General features: G+C 60.2%; 17 protein-coding genes. 1 reads left to right on the plus strand and 16 read right to left on the minus strand.

The features are described from left to right. Nucleotides 1-37: 37 nt before the first annotated feature. Nucleotides 38-418 carry a Rho termination factor N-terminal domain-containing protein gene (locus V8J63_RS09775; RefSeq protein WP_110601681.1) on the plus strand — a complete coding sequence of 127 codons (381 nt, stop codon included), beginning with the start codon at nucleotides 38-40 and terminating at the stop codon, nucleotides 416-418. 142 nt (nucleotides 419-560) lie between these two features. Here V8J63_RS09775 and V8J63_RS09780 read toward each other — a convergent pair whose 3' ends face one another. The 16 genes from V8J63_RS09780 to V8J63_RS09855 form a co-directional block, all read right to left on the minus strand. Continuing rightward, complete coding sequence (locus V8J63_RS09780) at nucleotides 561-1,490, minus strand: PfkB family carbohydrate kinase (protein ID WP_336463949.1); 930 nt, start codon at nucleotides 1,488-1,490, stop codon at nucleotides 561-563. Next, nucleotides 1,483-2,949 carry a purine-cytosine permease family protein gene (locus V8J63_RS09785; RefSeq protein WP_150742570.1) on the minus strand — a complete coding sequence of 489 codons (1,467 nt, stop codon included), beginning with the start codon at nucleotides 2,947-2,949 and terminating at the stop codon, nucleotides 1,483-1,485. Before V8J63_RS09785 ends, V8J63_RS09780 begins: the two co-directional genes overlap by 8 nt. Before the next feature lie 202 nt (nucleotides 2,950-3,151). After that, nucleotides 3,152-4,150 carry an ADP-ribosylglycohydrolase family protein gene (locus V8J63_RS09790; protein WP_122751498.1) on the minus strand — a complete coding sequence of 333 codons (999 nt, stop codon included), beginning with the start codon at nucleotides 4,148-4,150 and terminating at the stop codon, nucleotides 3,152-3,154. Then, nucleotides 4,147-4,860 (minus strand): GntR family transcriptional regulator, encoded by a 714-nt coding sequence (locus V8J63_RS09795; RefSeq protein WP_336463950.1) that lies wholly within the window; start codon nucleotides 4,858-4,860, stop codon nucleotides 4,147-4,149. The genes V8J63_RS09790 and V8J63_RS09795 overlap by 4 nt, the downstream gene beginning before the upstream one ends. A gap of 272 nt (nucleotides 4,861-5,132) precedes the next feature. Next, nucleotides 5,133-6,101 (minus strand): L-arabinose ABC transporter permease AraH, encoded by a 969-nt coding sequence (araH, locus tag V8J63_RS09800; protein WP_038861078.1) that lies wholly within the window; start codon nucleotides 6,099-6,101, stop codon nucleotides 5,133-5,135. Between the two features lie 12 nt (nucleotides 6,102-6,113). Further along, nucleotides 6,114-7,661, minus strand: coding sequence for an L-arabinose ABC transporter ATP-binding protein AraG (araG, locus tag V8J63_RS09805; protein ID WP_016770972.1), 1,548 nt, complete (start codon nucleotides 7,659-7,661; stop codon nucleotides 6,114-6,116). Between the two features lie 53 nt (nucleotides 7,662-7,714). Beyond that, a complete protein-coding gene (locus tag V8J63_RS09810; RefSeq protein ID WP_016770973.1) occupies nucleotides 7,715-8,719 on the minus strand; it encodes a substrate-binding domain-containing protein in 1,005 nt (334 codons plus the stop codon). Between the two features lie 137 nt (nucleotides 8,720-8,856). Beyond that, nucleotides 8,857-9,675: an SDR family oxidoreductase gene (locus V8J63_RS09815; protein ID WP_076563800.1), complete on the minus strand. Its 819-nt coding sequence runs from the start codon at nucleotides 9,673-9,675 to the stop codon at nucleotides 8,857-8,859. A 270-nt stretch (nucleotides 9,676-9,945) separates the two neighbouring features. Next, nucleotides 9,946-10,821 (minus strand): SMP-30/gluconolactonase/LRE family protein, encoded by an 876-nt coding sequence (locus tag V8J63_RS09820; protein WP_130888456.1) that lies wholly within the window; start codon nucleotides 10,819-10,821, stop codon nucleotides 9,946-9,948. Nucleotides 10,822-10,954: 133 nt separating this feature from the next. After that, the gene (locus V8J63_RS09825) at nucleotides 10,955-11,671 is read right to left on the minus strand and encodes a FadR/GntR family transcriptional regulator (RefSeq protein WP_130888455.1); all 717 of its coding nucleotides are present in this window, start codon (nucleotides 11,669-11,671) and stop codon (nucleotides 10,955-10,957) included. 193 nt (nucleotides 11,672-11,864) lie between these two features. After that, nucleotides 11,865-12,425: a DUF1285 domain-containing protein gene (locus tag V8J63_RS09830; protein WP_125926401.1), complete on the minus strand. Its 561-nt coding sequence runs from the start codon at nucleotides 12,423-12,425 to the stop codon at nucleotides 11,865-11,867. 14 nt (nucleotides 12,426-12,439) lie between these two features. Beyond that, nucleotides 12,440-13,045 carry a DUF4823 domain-containing protein gene (locus V8J63_RS09835; protein ID WP_024013915.1) on the minus strand — a complete coding sequence of 202 codons (606 nt, stop codon included), beginning with the start codon at nucleotides 13,043-13,045 and terminating at the stop codon, nucleotides 12,440-12,442. A gap of 127 nt (nucleotides 13,046-13,172) precedes the next feature. Then, nucleotides 13,173-14,141, minus strand: coding sequence for a GTP 3',8-cyclase MoaA (locus tag V8J63_RS09840; RefSeq protein WP_336353861.1), 969 nt, complete (start codon nucleotides 14,139-14,141; stop codon nucleotides 13,173-13,175). Nucleotides 14,142-14,279: 138 nt separating this feature from the next. Beyond that, nucleotides 14,280-14,918, minus strand: a complete 639-nt coding sequence (locus V8J63_RS09845) for a TetR/AcrR family transcriptional regulator (protein WP_016770981.1) — start codon at nucleotides 14,916-14,918, stop codon at nucleotides 14,280-14,282. A 351-nt stretch (nucleotides 14,919-15,269) separates the two neighbouring features. Next, the gene (locus tag V8J63_RS09850; RefSeq protein ID WP_101156243.1) at nucleotides 15,270-16,061 is read right to left on the minus strand and encodes a TatD family hydrolase; all 792 of its coding nucleotides are present in this window, start codon (nucleotides 16,059-16,061) and stop codon (nucleotides 15,270-15,272) included. A 15-nt stretch (nucleotides 16,062-16,076) separates the two neighbouring features. Beyond that, entirely contained in the window at nucleotides 16,077-16,433 is a 357-nt protein-coding gene (locus V8J63_RS09855; protein WP_016770983.1) for a PilZ domain-containing protein, read from the minus strand. Nucleotides 16,434-16,463 lie beyond the last annotated feature (30 nt).

The following is a 16,463-nucleotide window of genomic DNA, read 5'->3' on the forward strand; positions in this document are numbered from 1 at the left end:
GGCGAGCGGCCGGATCCGCAATTTGAGGAGAAATCCCATGCCTCGTGGAAGCAAAGACAAATACACCAGCGAACAGAAGCGCAAAGCCGAGCACATCGAAGACAGCTACGAGAAAAAGGGCGTGTCGAAAGATGAAGCTGAGGCGCGCGCCTGGGCGACGGTGAACAAACAATCCGGTGGCGGCGAGAATTCCGGTGGCTCGGGGCGCAAGAAGCCCGCCAGTGCCAAGTCGGAAGATCGCAAAGAGTCATCGCGCCGCGCGGTGGCCAGCCGCAAGGGTCATTCGCGTAACAGCGAAACTTCGAAGGATACGCAGACTGTCGATAGCCTGATGAAAGAGGCCCGGGCAAAGAACATTCCGGGGCGCTCATCGATGCGCAAGCAGGAGTTGATCGAGGCGTTGCGCAAGGCGAGCTAGAACGACGCCCACTGTAGGAGCTGCCGAAGGCTGCGATCTTTTGCTTTTCAAGATCAAAAGATCGCAGCCTTCGGCAGCTACACAAGATTTGTGTACGACGTAGATATAAAGTGGGAGCGAGCTTGCTCGCGAAGGCGTCGGGTCACCCGCCGCAGGACTCGCGGATAAACGCATCCACCTCCGCCGTACCCGGCGATGTAGCCGGTCCCCAGCGAGTCACCGCCAGTGCCGCTGCCGCATTGGCCCGCCGTGCCGCTTCCAGTGCATCCAGCCCCTGCGCCAATCCGGCAATAAATACCCCGGCATGTGCATCACCAGCGCCATTGCTGTCCACTGCTTTGACAGCAAACCCCGGCACCTGTCGACGCGCGCCACGCTGCTGAATCCAGCAACCCTGCGGCCCGTCGCGCACCACCATCAGCACACTTTCCGGCAGCAGTTCCGCGAGGCGATCCATCGCGATACCAATCTCATCAGCTCCGGTAAACCGCAGCGCCTCAACACTGTTGCTGGTCCACACATCAATGCGCGGCAGCAACGTCTGCATCATCGGCGCGTCAGGTGACTCCACCAACGGCCCCGGGTCGAACACCACATTGACCGACGCCGGCAGCGCCAGCGTCCAGTCGAGCAACGCCTGCGCCTTGCCCTCGTGCAGCAGACTGTAACCGCTGAGATAAACGTAATCGCCGGGCTCGGCAGCCACACTGTTCAGATCGTCCTCGGTCACCTCGCCTTCGGCGCCGATGTAGGAAATGAAACTGCGTTCAGCCGACGCATCGGTCAGCGCCACGCACAGACCGGTATCGCGCTCGGCCGGTTCGCGGATGGCGATGCAGATACCTTCCGCCTGCATCGCTTGGCGCGCCAGGTCACCGAAACGCCCCGTGCCATGGCGACCGAGGTAAACCACCGGCAGACCGTTACGCACCGCAGCGGCCATCACGTTGAAGCCGCCGCCGGCTTCGAACCCTGCCGACTGCGCCAGCACGTCGCCGCCAATCTGCGGCAGTTTTTCCACGGCCATGACCAGGTCGATGATGACCTGGCCGGTGTGCAACATCTTAGGCATGAGCATTCTCGGGTTGCGCGGCGCGGCGATCTTTCGCACCGCCAAGTATCAGGTAAATGCCACCGGCGACGACGAAGGTCACGATCCAGCCGAGGCCGTTGTGGCCCAGCCAGGAGTCGGACAGAAAGCCCTTGAACCAGACGTTTTCTGCCGTGGTGCCGATGGTGGTGAAGCTGAAACCGAGGACGATGGCGATCGCCCAGGCCCCAAACGCGCGCCACTCGATGCCGCCGCGATACCAATAGGCGCTGCTCGGGCTGACGTCGAGCAGGTCTTTGGGGCTGTAGTAGTGACGGTGAATCAGGTCGACCACGAAGATCCCGACCCAGGCAGTGATCGGCACTGCCAGCAGGGAAATGAAGGTGATGAACGGGCCGTAGAAACTGTCGGCGATCAGCATGAAGTAGATCGAGCCGGCGAAGATCGCGACGATATCCACCACTACCGCGTAGACGCGTTTGACCTTCAGGCCCAGGGTCAGCGTGGTCAGGCCGGCGGAATACACCGACAGGTTGTTCGACAGCAGCAGGCCACCGAACGCGGTGATCAGGTACGGCACGGCCATCCACGTCGGCAGCATGTCGCGGATCGCCACGATCGGATCAGTCGCCGACGCCAGATCATTGTTGCCCACCGACAACAAGCCGCCGAGAGTGATCAGCAGCACCAGCGGAATGCCCGCGCCGAACGCCGCCGACGCCACCAGGCGCACAGCCTTGACGCTGCGATGCTGATAGCGCGACATGTCAGCGCCAGCGTTGGCCCAGCCGATGCCCGTACCGGCGGCCATGGTGCCGATGCCGATGATCATTGCGCTCAGCGGTGCTGGCGTGGCGTTGAATACCGCGCTCCAGTCGATCGTCGCGCAGAGAAAACCACCGACGAGAATGTTCAGCGCGCCGAACACGTACGTCGCCCACTTCTGGATCACCAGCAGGGTCGCGTGGCCGAGGCCGGACACCGACAAGGTCAGCAGGACGAAGATGGCGATAAAGATCAGCGTCAGTATCGGCGCACTTTTCGCCTCGACCGGCGAGCCGAACAGGATCGAACACAGCGACAGCAGAACGAAGGCAGCGGTGGTGGTGTTGACGGTTTCCCAACCCAGACGCGACATCAGCGAAACCAGCGTCGGGCCGATGTTGCCGCGTACGCCGAAGATTGCCCGGGACAGCGTCAGGCTCGGCGCGCGGCCACGCCGCCCGGCAATCGAGATGATCCCGACCACGGCAAACGAACCGGCGGCACCGAGGATGGCGACGATGATCGCCTGCCAGATCGCCAGCCCGCGAAACGCCACCAGTGTCGCGCCAAGCGGCAGGCCGAGGATGGAAATATTGGCCGCGAACCAGACCCAGAACAGTTGCAGCGGATGACCGTTGCACTCCGCTTCCGGTACCGGCTCGATGCCCCGGGTTTCCAATTGCCCGACGCTTTGCCCGGCGGTTGATGAACTCATGAAGATGCTCCTGTTTGCCTTTTTTGTGGTTGTGGCAATGATGCAAAACGACAAGACAACCGGCCTTCCGAGGCCTGTCTGTGCGATCCATTGCTGTGTGAATTCATTAGAAATGCGCGGCCCCTTTCGCGAGCAGGCTCGCTCCCACAAGGAAATGCATTCCAATTGTGGGAGCGAGCCTGCTCGCGAAGAGGCCAGCCAGTCAACGCAAGGCCAACAGCCCCTGCACCAAAGGCTCAAGCTCCAGCTGATTAACAGCTTTCACCGTCTCGATCATCGGCTCCGGCCAGCACTCAAGCCCCAGGCAAGCCCCGAGCATGGCGCCGAGAATCGCCGCGATGGTATCCGTGTCGCCGCCCAGGCTGGCCGCCATGCACAGCGCTTCGAATGCCGTCATCTCGCCGATGGCCACTTGCTGGGCCAGGGCGAATGAAACCACCACCGACTCCTGCGAAGCCACCGATGTGCCGATTACGTCGTAGAGCAGATCGGCAAGCAATGCTTTGTCGCTGTCGACACTGATGCTGCGCGCCCAACTGATGCGCGAGGCGATGCGCCCGCCAGCCACCCAATGTCCGTGGGCTTCGGCCTGCTGGGCGATCTGCTGGCCGAGGTTCAGCGCCTCGCCGAGATCGACGTCATTGATGCCAGCGGAGACCACCGCCGCCACCGCCGCCGCACTGGAAATTCCCAGCGTGGTGTTATGCGTCACCTGGCACGCCTGCACGACCGCCGCAATGAAGCGCTGCGGATCGGCCACGTTCGCTGCAATGCCCACCGGGGTGATACGCATCGCCGCGCCGTTGGTGGTGCCGTAGCGCCCGGCTTCTTCCGGGGAATGCCCGGCGAGGATCATCTCAATGGCGCGTTTGGTCGAGGGGCCGAGCAAGTCCTGCGAGCCTTTGGCCTGCATCTCGGCTTCCCATTCGATCAAGCGCTGGGCGAGAACCGCCGGCTCGATACGGCCGTGACCTTCGACCAATAACTCGCCGACCAGGATCGCCTGTTCAGTGTCGTCCGTGATGGAGCCTTTGGGCATGTTCGCGGCGATCGGTTGCAGTGGGCCGGCGTCTTGCAGATCAGTGATCTGGCCGAAGCGCGCCTTGATCGTTTCACGATCGAGCGATTGCGTCGGCATGCCCAGCGCGTCACCCAGGGCCAGACCATAGAAAGCGCCAAGCGCACGATTGAGCGCGGTCATTTCGATTCTCCGAATTGCAGGTGCAGACGAAAGTGCACCGGGTCGAGCAGGCTTTCGACCTGTTCCATGAAACGGTTCTGCCGGTCGTAGGTGGTGCGCAGGGCTTTGAGAAACACAGTGCCGACCGGACGGCCGAGCAGCTCGGCGTCTTCGGCATTCAGCGGCTCGGCGCCGATCCACTGATCGCCGCGCTCGCCGATGTAGCCGTAGGCGGCCAGGGTGATGGTCAGGGAATTGTCGATCAGGCCGACGCGGGGCAGGCTTTCCAGGCCGCCGTTGGCCGGCATCAAGGATCGTTCCAGAGACACCAGCGTACCGTCGGTGGCGCGCCGGCGACGGTCGAGCGTGATGAATTGATCGGTGCCGAAACGCACCAGCAGATCCGGGCGAGTCACGGCTTCGAGGCGCAACACTTCGGTATTGATCAGCGCCCCGCTGTCGGCCAACGCCTGCGCCCAGCCGCTGCGCTGATCCAGCGCGACACCGTCGAAAGTGACGATGGAACCGACACCGCTCTGCGTGACGATGTAATTACGCCGCTTCAGTTCGGCCAGCGCCTCACGCAAGGTGCCACGGCTGACCTGGAATTCTTGAGCCAACTGATGTTCGCCGGGCAACAGAAAACCGTCCTCCATGAGGCCGCTCTCGATGCGTCGGACGAGCTCGTCGACCACCCGTTGTTTCTTGTCGAATCGTACCTGTCTAATCATGTACAAATTGATAACCGAAACGGGACGTGGCGGGCAACAAAAATTTGAGGGAGGTGACCGGTGGAGAGAGCAAAATCAAGAGCCCCTCACCCTAGCCCTCTCCCGGAGGGAGAGGGAACTGATTGGGGAGTGCTCAGGAAATGCGCCGAACTGATGTTGTGTTAGAGAATCCACAATCGACCCGATATTTCAGGTCGATGTAGAACGCAAGACACCTCGGTCGGCCCCCTCTCCCTTTGGGAGAGGGCTGGGGTGAGGGGTAGCTTTTGACGTTAGCGTTGTTTCAAGCGATCAATGACCACGGCCAGCAACAGAATCGAACCACGAATCACATACTGATAAAACGTGTCGATGTTCTTCAGGTTCATCGCGTTTTCGATGATCGCCAGAATCAACACCCCGGCAATCACATGGCGAATCATGCCGATGCCGCCACTCAACGAAACCCCGCCCAGCACGCAAGCCGAGATCACCGTCAGTTCAAAACCCTGACCAATCATCGGCTGCCCGGAAGTCATCCGCGAGGCCAGAATCACACCCGCCAGCGCACCGATCAAACCATGCACGGCGAAGATGATGATCTTGGTCCGGTCAACGTTGACGCCCGCCAGCAGCGCCGCTTCCTGGTTGCCACCGATGGCCATGGTGTTGCGCCCGTAGGTGGTGTAGTTCAGCAGCCAGCCGAAAAACAGGAAGCAGACAATGGTGATCAGGATCGGCACCGGCACACCGAACAGCTGGCCGTTACCGAAGACGAAGAACGATTCCTGAGAAACACCGACCGCTTTGCCGTTGGCAAAAATATAGGCCAGACCGCGAACGATCTGCATGGTCGCCAGCGTCGTGATCAACGCATTGACGCGCAACTTGGCAATCACGATGCCGTTGATCAGACCAACGATCAGGCCCATCACCAGTGCTGCGCTGACGCCGAGAAACACGCTGTTGGTGTCACGCATCACCACCGCCGCGACCACGCCGGCACAGGCGATCACTGAGCCCACCGACAAGTCGAAGTGCCCGGATGCCAGGCAATAAAGCATGGTGCACGCGGCGATACCGGTAGTGGAAATCGCCAGACCCAGACCGCGCATGTTCAGCGGCGAGAGGAAGTTGTCGATCAGCAGTGTGCAGGCGACGAAGATGCCGATCGCCGCCAGCAGCATGACCCAGTCATCGAGGAAGCGCCGCAGGTCCAGCGGTTTGCGCTCGGTCGGCAGGGTTTCATTTTGCGTAGTCATCATAGTCACCTCTCAGTTCGCCACGCCGTCAGCGCGGTGGCGTGGCAAAGCCAGTTGCAGCAGGTTGGATTCATTGGCCTGGTCGCGGCTGACTTCGCCGCGCAGGGCGCCTTCGCACAGCACCAGGATGCGGTCGGAAATGCCCATCACTTCCATCAGATCGCTGGACACCACGATCACCGAAATACCGTCGGCGGCGAGGTTATGAATGATCTGGTAGATCTCGGCCTTGGCGCCGATGTCGATGCCACGGGTCGGTTCGTCGAGCAGCAGGACTTTCATCGGCATCGACAGCCAGCGACCGAGAATGGCCTTTTGCTGATTGCCGCCGGAAAGGAACTTGATCTGCTGGCCGGCGTGCGGGGTTTTCACTTTCAGGGCCTTGATCTGTTTGTCGGCGTTGCCCTTTTCCCACAGGCCGCGGATCAGGCAGCCGAGCCCGGAATGCGCGCCCCGGGCACTGATGTTGATGTTCTCGGCGACGCTGGCCAGGGGGATGATGCCTTCTTTCTTGCGATCTTCCGGGCAGAGCAGAATGCCGGCGGCAATCGCGTCACGGGGCGAGCGCAGCTTCAGCTCATGACCGCGCAATTCGAGACGGCCGGCGGTGTTGCGCTCCAGTCCGCTGAGCAGGCGAAACAGCTCGGTGCGCCCTGCCCCGACCAGTCCGAACAGGCCAAGGATTTCGCCTTTGTGCGCTTCGAAACTGATCGGCTCGCGCAGGCCCGGGCCGAGCAAACCATCGACTTTCAACGCCACGGCGCCACGCGGGCGATGGCGGTAATCGTAAATGTCCTGAATGTCGCGGCCGACCATGCAGGTCACCAGTTGATCGTGGGTCAACTGGCTCATGTCCTCGAAGGTACGCACGTAGCGGCCGTCCTTGAACACGGTGACGGCGTCGCAGATACGGAAGACTTCTTCCATGCGATGGGACACGTAGAGCACCACTTTGCCTTCGTCGCGCAGACGACCGATGATCGCCATCAAGCGATCGATCTCGCGTGCCGAAAGGCTGCTGGTCGGTTCGTCGAAAGCGATAACGTGTGCGCCGCGCGACAGCGCTTTGGCGATTTCCACCAACTGCCGCTGCCCCAGCGACAAGCGTCCGACCTTGGTTTGCGGATCGATTTCGTCGGCCAGGCCTTTCAGGCAATTCAAGGCTTTCTGGCGCAGCTCACTGCGATTGATCAGGCCGAAACTGGCCGGCAGATGACCGAGAAACAGGTTTTCGGCCACGGTCATTTCCGGGACCAGATGCAGTTCCTGGTGAATCACCGCGACGCCGCTGCCGATGCTGTCAGCGGTTGACTTGAACGCCATCGCCTGCTCGCCGATCTGCAGCTCGCCGCTGCTCGGAATGTAAGCACCACCGAGAATCTTCAGCAGGGTCGATTTGCCCGCGCCGTTCTCGCCCATCAAGGCATGAACCTGACCGGGGTGGGCGACGAAGCTGATGCCGTCGAGCGCTTTCACGCCGGGAAAGGTTTTGCCGATCCCGTTGAAGCGCAGGCTGCCGCTGGCGCCGTGTTGTTCTTGTGTCTGTACTTGCGCGTGCATAAAGCCACCTCTTCACACCGAAAAACGGCCCGGCTGCCCGGGCCGTCGCTGCCTCAGTTCCACAAGCCGATTTTTTCCAGCTCTTGCTTGAAGTTTTCGCGGGTGATCAAGGTGACGTCATCCATGGCGGTGTACTTCGGCGGCTCTTTGCCGGCGGTGATCCACTCGTACATCATCTCGGCGGTCTTGTAGCCTTCGATGTGCGGGCTTGGCAGCATCGAACCGAAGAAGCCGCTGTTAGGCTTTTTCAACTCGCCGATGGCGTCGGTGCCGTTGATGCCGATGCCGATCACGTTGCTCGCGGCAAACCCGGCCGCTTCGGTGGCGCGCACGCCGCCGAGCACGGTGTTGTCGTTCATGCCGCCGATGATCAGGTTTTTCGCCGCGCTCGGCAGTTTCACCAGCGCCGAGTTGGTGGCGTCCATGCTGCCCGGTACGTCGAGGGTTTTCAGTGCGGCGAAGAGGATGTGATCCTCGGGCATGCCGGCCTTCTTCAGGGCATCGACCGAGCCGTCGGTGCGCTTCTTGCCGGTGTCGAGTTCGTTGTAGGTATTGACCACCGCGTAGGTGTCTTTCCAGTCCCAGTTACGCTTTTTCGCTTCGGCAGCCATGGCGGCGCCCTGCTTCTGGCCGACTTCAAACGCGGCCATGCCCAGGTACGGCACGTCTTCCATGAATTTGCCGTTGGCGTCGACAAAACGGTCGTCGACGGCAATTACTTTCAGGTCGTTGATCTTGGCTTTGGCCATGATGGCCGGGCCGAGGGACACGTCCGGCGGGCAGATCACGAAGCCCTTGGCGCCGTTGGCGGCCAGACTATCGATGGCCGAGAGGGTCTTCTCGCCATCCGGTACGGCAATCTTGATCAGTTCAAAGCCTTTGTCCTTGGCGGCTTTTTCGGCAAAAGCCCATTCGGTCTGGAACCACGGTTCTTCGGCTTGCTTGACCAGAAAACCGATCTTCACCGCGTCGGCGGCGAGCAGCGCACTGCTCAGGCTGAACGCAGTGACCGCCAGGGCAGTGCTGCACAGGGTACGAATCCCGAAACGACGTTTCATCAGATGACTCCTTGTTATTTTTTTTGAGCAAGGTTTGAAAAGCGTTGAAGCGTGTTCTCAGTGAAGCTGGTTGAAAATAGTCATATCGTATGATGATTGGATTTCAAGCGTAGTTCAGCGCTGGAGATCCGTTTTGTTCAGTCGTGGTACATCACCGAGCGACCACCATCGATGGTGATGCACGAAGCGTTGATAAACGGTGCCTCATCGCTGGCCAGAAACACCGCCGTCATTGCCACTTCGATCGGCTGGCCGATGCGCTTGGGCGGGTGCAGGTCAAAGGCGCGTTGACGCTCGGCATGCGGATCGGCAAAGCCATTCCAGTAATCGACGTTCAGCTGCGTTTCGATGTAGCCCGGCGCGATGGCGTTGACGCGAATGCCCTTGGCCGCGTATTCGATGCCGAGCGCACGAGTCAGGCCGAGCAAGCCATGCTTGGCCACCGGGTACGGAAAGCAGCCGGGAATGATGTGGCTGGAATGGGTCGAGGCGATGTTGATAATGCTGCCGACGCCCTGCTCGATCATCTGCGGCAGCACCGCTTTGCAGCCATACCAGGCGCCGTCCAGATCGATGGCGAAGCAGCGGCGCCAGTCTTCTTCGGTCATCTGCAAAGGATCGCGGAATACATTGACCCCGGCACAGTTGACCAACACATCGATGCGGCCATGCAATTCCACAGCACGTCGGGCCAGGGCATGCAGATCCTGCTGATTCGATACGTCGACCTTGAGCGCCTGCACGTCATGGCCCTGATCGCGCCAATGGGCGGCGACCTGCTCGACCTTGTCGGCCTGGATATCGCTGATGAGTAATCTGGCTTGCTGCGAGGCGAACGCGGCAACGATAGCTTCGCCGATGCCCTGAGCGGCCCCGGTCAACAGCACGACCTTGTTTTTCAGGCGCTCGCCTTTCGGCGGCGCCGGCACTGCCGGCAATGTCAGCGCTTCAGCCATGGCTCAGGCCTCCTGCACGCTGGCGCAAAAAAACCGGGCATTGGTCGATGTCCGGTTTTGACGGCTGGGGAAAACAAACAGGCAAGCGTCGCCGACGGCATTAAGCCGTGACGAAAGGCGGATCCCGCTTGCGCGGGCGAGAAGAATTCGCTGCATCACTTCACCTGTTTTGTTCTTTTTAAGTGTGAGTGCGTGTTACTGCTGGAGCCGACTATAAACCCGACCGCCAAATAATCTCAATATATAATTTTGCATCCCATATTTTGGGATCTAACCAGCAAAACGCGTACAGAGTTTTCCTGCAACATCAACGCGCATGCTCAGCACCGCACCGTCTAAAGGATGATTCAGCGGGCTCTTGGCACTGGTGATGAACAGGGTTTTCAAGTCTTCGCCACCGAACACGCAACTGGTCGGGCGACTGATCGGCAGATCGATTTTGCGATCCACCTGCCCGTCCGGCGTCAGGCGCAACAGGCAACTGCCGTCCCAGCGTGCATTCCACACGTAGCCTTCGGCGTCCATCGCAGAGCCATCGGGACCACCGTGTTGATCGGACGAGTAAAACACCTGCGGCGCATCAAGACTGCCGTCGGTGCGGATGAAATATCGATTGAGCGTGCTGTCGAGGCTGTCACCAAACAGCAGCGTGGTGCCGTCGTCACTCCACAGCAGGGTGTTGGGGATGCCCAGACCGAGTATCAGCGGTGTGACGCGCTGATCGGGGTCAATGCGGAACAGGCCACCGGAACGGCGTACGAGCGGCAGATCCTCGCCGTGCTCGCCAATGTTGTTCTGCATGGTGCCCAACCACAACCGGCCCAAGGCATCGCAACGGGCTTCGTTGGGGCGGTTGCCCGGTTGCGGGTCGGCGACGCAGAACAGCGTCAAGCGTGGCTCGAGGCCGGGCGAATCGAGATCCAGTCGATAGACACCGCTGCTCAGCGTGACCAGCGCATCGCCGCTGGCGCAGGGAATGAAGGCGGAGATGTGCTCCGGCATCTGCCAGATCTGCACGTTCTGACCGATCAGGCGCAACGCTTGTTTACCGGCGATATCGACCCAGTACAACGCCTGGGTCGGCGCATCCCAGAACGGGCCTTCGCCGAGTTGCGCGCGGTGTTGGGTCAGGGCGGTGAACGGCATATCAAGTCCTTCTGAGTTGTTGTTTTACTGTGAGAGCGAGCTTGCTCGCGAAGGCGGAGTGTCAGTCAATGATGATTTATCTGACCTGACGCATTCGCGAGCAAGCTCGCTCCCACAGGATGTCTCGACATTTTCAGCTAGCTTTTTTACTGGCCATGACTTTCGGGTAAAAGCGTTTTATCGCCAGATCGGCGTTGTCGATCAAGGTCATGCACGCCCACACGCCACGGGTCGAATCGCGCGCGGCGATGGCGTCGGCCATGTCTTTATGGATCGGCAAGGTGCGGCGCAGTTCATCGGGGTCGGCGGCGGAGACTTCGAACGACACCGCCAGCAACGCGCCGAGGGCCGGGACCATTTGTTCGATGAACTGATTATGGCTGGCGGCCAGGATGCATTCGTGGAAGGCCTGGTCGGCACGGTTGTAATCGATGCCACTGTCGACCGCACGTTCCAGTGCGTTGAAGGCCAGTTGCACCGCTTCGATCTGCTCCGGCGTCGCCCGCTCACAGGCCCAGCGCACCGCCATCGGCTCGATGGTGCGACGCAAATCCAGCAGGTCATCGACGAAGTTTTCCGGCAAGCCGTTGCGCGATAGCCAACCGACCACTTGCGGATCAAACAGATTCCAGCGCCGGACCGGCAACACCCGCGTGCCGACTTTCGGCCCGACTTCGAGCATACCTTTGGCGACGAGGGTTTTGATGGCTTCGCGAATCACCGTGCGGCTGACACCAAGCTGTTCGCCCAGATCCGCCTCGACCTTGATGGTCTGCCCCGGCTTGACCTGACCGGCAGCAATCCAACTGCCCAGCCAGTCAACGGTCGACGCATGAAAGCTGCTGGACATGTACACCTCACGGCGAATCGCGATGGGTGCCTACGCTAATCATCATACGAATAACAGTCAATCGGATTTTTTTCAGCTTGCACAAACCATTGTGGGAGCGAGCCTGCTCGCGAAAGCGTCGTGTCAGTCAACATTGCTACCGACTGATACAGCGCATTCGCGAGCAGGCTCGCTCCCACATTTTGATGTTGTGTCAGGGTTCCAGGCCGATGCGAAAGAATTCGCCGCCGCTCCACACGCCCAACCAGCGCTGGCCATCGATCTCGCGGCTCACCGCCAGTTCCACCAACTGGTAAAACACATTGCGGTGAATCAGCGCTTCAAGGTTGCTGCGCACATGCACATAAGGCGCAGGCTCCTGGGTCTCAGGATTGATCTCGACGCGGATCGGATGTTCAGCCCCCGCCTCGATGGTTTCCTCGACATTGGTGGTAAAGCGCAAAACCTGCGCCTCGCCCTCGCCTTGCACTTCCACGGCAACCGCCACGAACGGCGCGTCATCGACCTTGATCCCGACCTTCTCGACCGGGGTGATCAGGAAGTAATCATCGCCGTCGCGGCGGATGATGGTGGAGAACAGTTTGACCATTGGCTTGCGCCCGATCGGCGTGCCAAGGTAGTACCAGGTGCCGTCGCGGGCGATGCGCATGTCGATTTCGCCGCAGAAATCCGGGTTCCACAAATGCACCGGTGGCAGGCCTTTGGTCTTGGGGATCTGCCCCAGCAGGTCATTGGCTGTTTGCGGGTCACTCATGGCGTACTCCTTGATTACTGGTCGCCGATCCCCAGCAGGCTGCGTGCGTATTGCGCCAGCGGCGGACCGATGAGGTCTTCGGGTTTGGAGTCATGGAACGTCAGTAAACCGCCACGACTCTTGATCCGTGCAGTATCAATCAAATACTGGGTGCTGGTCTCGATCAACATGATCTGAATCACGCCGCCGTCGATACCGAGGCGATCCACGGCTTCCTGGTCCAGCCACTCGTCAGAGTTGCCGATGCGGTCGTCAGCCTTGGCGAAACGTGTGTACAGCAGATAATGCGCGCCGGCATCACGGGCTTCGCCCATGGCTTGATCGAGGCCTTCCGGCGCACGGGCGCGGCGGACCATCGGGAAATATTCGACAAAGCCCTTGAAGGCTTCTTCGGCGACCACGTTCGGCCGCGGATAGGAACCTCCCGGCGGTGCGAACGCACCCTGGGCGATGAAGATGAACGAGTCCGGCTGAATGCGGATATTGTTCACCCGGCGGCTGTCGCTGTGGTCCAGAAGCCCCGCATCGCTCATGTGATAACGAGTGCCTTCGGCCATATCGCTGACATTCATGCAGCCACCAAGCGCCAAAACGGCCAGCAGCAAAACCAGGCTACGCATCCTATTCCTCCAGAAGCCGGTGTCGGAAAACCGGCGAATGGCCGTTGGATGCAGCTTTTGCGCCAGCTCGGCATTTTCCTTGAAAGGCGTTCCCTGTGGGAGCGAGCCTGCTCGCGAAGGCGATGAATCAGCCGCCAATGATCTTCATGACGGTCGCACCACCGGAAAACGCCACCTCCTGCTTGTCACCCAACGCCTTGACCAGCAAACGTTGCAGCGCCGGCAAAGCCTGGTGGCGCGGCTTGTCGAGCAGATCGCCGACATAGTGGCGGTTGCTCGACGAAAGGCAGCCATGCAGCCAACCGGTCGACGACAGGCGCAAACGCGAGCAGGTGCGGCAGAACGGCACGCTTTCGTTGGCGATCACCCCGAAATTGCCGCGACCGGGAATCGAGTAGCGCACAGCGGTGGCGTCCACCGGTGCGTCCGTCTGGGCGTATTCATAACGCTCGCCAATCAGGCCGAGCAACTGCTCAAGGCTGACGAACTGCTGCAGGAAGACATTGGAATCCTTGGCCAGATGGCCCATGCGCATCAGCTCGATGAAGCGCAGTTCGAAGCCGCGCTCCAGACAGTAATCAAGCAACGGCATGACCTGATCGAGGTTCTGCCCGCGCAACGGCACCATGTTGACCTTGATCTTCATCCCGGCGGCGGCAGCCTGATCCATGCCATCGAGCACGCTGGCCAGGTCGCCGCCACGGGCGATGCTGCGAAAAGCCGCGGCATCGAGAGTATCGAGGGAAACGTTGATCCGGCGCAGTCTGGCATCGACCAGCAGCGGCAGTTTTTTCGCGAGGAGTTGACCGTTGGTGGTCAGACTGATGTCGTCGAGGCCCATCTGGCCGACGGCAGTCATGAACGATTCGAGTTTGGGGCTGACCAGTGGCTCGCCGCCGGTGATGCGCAGGCGCTCGATGCCGGCCGCTTCGATCAGGTATTCGACGCCGCGTGCCATGGCTTCGGCCGACAGTTCATCCTGCGCAGCGACCAACCGCTTGCCGTTGGGCACGCAGTAAGTACAGGCGTAATTGCAGGCAGAGGTCAGGCTGATGCGCAGATTGCGAAAACGCCTGCCTTGACGGTCAACGATCATGAAACACTCCGGCGAAAGAAAATCGAGCGAGCAAAACTTGACTGAGAAATCAGGTTTTAGCAAGCCCTATGCCTGAGTATATTCCTGTGCTATTGCGCCATGTTGCGAAAACACGGCGCAATCAGCCCGCTGAATGACTTATGTGCTCGGCGTTTCCGGGTCGCGCTTGCGCTTGTTGCCCATGCGCACGCCGATGTCCATCAGGAACTGGAAGAAGCCTTCCTGATCTTCCAGCACATTGCTCCAGAATGGCGAGTGATACAGCGCCACCGCGCCGTGCACCAGCGCCCAGGATGCGCAGTAGTGGAAGTACGGCGGCACGTCTTCGAGCTTGCCTTCGCTGATGCGACCCTTGATCAGCAGGGTCAGGCGTTCGAAGTTCGAGGCACGGATCTTGTGCAGTTCCTCGACCATCTCCGGCACCTGATTGCCCTTGACCACTTTCTCTTCGAGGCGGTCGAACAGGCGATAGCGCTGCGGGTCGCGCATGCGGAATTCGAAGTAGGCGCGCGACAGCGCTTCCTTGTCCTTGTCGACATCTGCCGAATGCAGCAGCTCGTTCAGATCGCGCTCGTAGTCGAGCATCAGGCGCAAGTAGATCTCCGCCTTGGATTTGAAGTGCTTGTAGATCGTGCCTTTGCCGATACCCACGGCATCAGCAATCATCTCGACGGTGACACTGTCTTCACCCTGGTCGAGGAACAGCTTGAGCGCGGTATCGAGAATTTCCTGCTCGCGGCGACGAAATTCACGGACCTTACGAGGTTCTTTATGCATAAGAAAAAGGTCTGAAGGGTCAAAATTCGAAGCCGCGTATTATGCCTAACTTGCGCAAAAAAGCACGGTTCATCGACCAAATCTGTGTTTCTTGTTCATTTCGAGAACGATTCGGGTGCAATGAGAACTCAACTGAAGCAAACGTATTCCAAATTTGTTTAAAAACCCCGACCGGCTCACTGGACTGCACGCCAGACTGATCAATACTTGAACTGTCGGGCGACATCTCCCCCAAGTGTCGCGCCGGTAAAGGTACCAACGGACCGCGTGCCTTTGTTTTACTCCTAATGGTCTTAACCCGGATTCCCCCCCCAGAACCCGGGTTTTTTTTGCCTGCGATTTGGCCAGCCGTCACAGGGCAGATTTAACACTCGCCAGCGGGAACAGACGCTTGAAGTTCTCTGTGGTCTGCTCGGCAAAGCGCTCGTAGTTCTCACCACGCAACATCGCCAGAAACTCCGCCACTTCGCGCACGTACTGCGGGAGGTTCGGCTTGCCGCGATACGGGATCGGCGCCAGGTACGGCGAGTCTGTTTCCACCAGCAGGCGATCGGCCGGCACTTTGCTCGCCACATCACGCAAGGCGTCGGCATTGCGGAACGTGACGATGCCCGACAGGGAAATGTAGTAGCCCATGTCCAGTGCCGCTTTGGCCATGTCCCAGTCTTCGGTGAAGCAATGCAACACACCGGCCTGAGGCAACGCCGCTTCGCGCAGCAGTTCCAGGGTGTCGGCACGGGCGCCACGGGTGTGGATGATCACCGGTTTGCCGGTCTGCTGCGCCGCTTGCAGGTGCAGGCGAAACGACTCCTGCTGCAACTCGGCAGCTTCGGGCTCGTAGTGATAGTCGAGACCGGTTTCGCCGATCGCCACCACTTTCGGGTGATTGAGTTCGTGCAGCAGCCAGTCCAGCGCAGGTGCCGCGCCCGGCTGCACATCCAGCGGATGCACGCCGACCGAGCAATCGACGTCGTCATAACGCTCGGCGAGGGCTTTGACGTCGGCGGCGTTGTCGGCGCTGACGCCGATGCACAGAAAATGTCCGACCCCACGCTCGCGGGCCGCAGCGAGTGCGGCATCCAGCGAGCCGTCATGGGCGGCGAGGTCGAGACGATCAAGGTGACAATGGGAATCTACGAGCATAAAAAGGACTGCAACTTACATCGTATGAGTGGGACGGTCGGATTTCAGCGCTCCGGCCAGATGAGTTTCGATGCGACTGCGCGCAGTGTCGTCGCCGTCATTGAACTGCACGCCGACACCGGCGGCGCGATTGCCTTGTGCGCCTTTGGGGGTGATCCAGGCGACTTTGCCGGCGACGGGGATTTTTTCCGCTTCGTCCATCAGGTGCAACAGCATGAACACCTCGTCGCCCAACCGGTAGCTTTTGTTGGTCGGGATGAACAGGCCACCATTCTTGATGAACGGCATGTAGGCGGCGTATAGCACCGACTTGTCCTTGATGGTCAGGGACAAGATGCCGTTACGCGGCCCCGGGCTGACAGGTTCAATCATGTTCACCTCCACTGCTGATCTTCAGAGTCT

Source organism: Pseudomonas sp. CCNWLW23 (assembly GCF_037095675.1).
In the GTDB taxonomy this organism is placed as follows: domain Bacteria; phylum Pseudomonadota; class Gammaproteobacteria; order Pseudomonadales; family Pseudomonadaceae; genus Aquipseudomonas; species Aquipseudomonas atacamensis.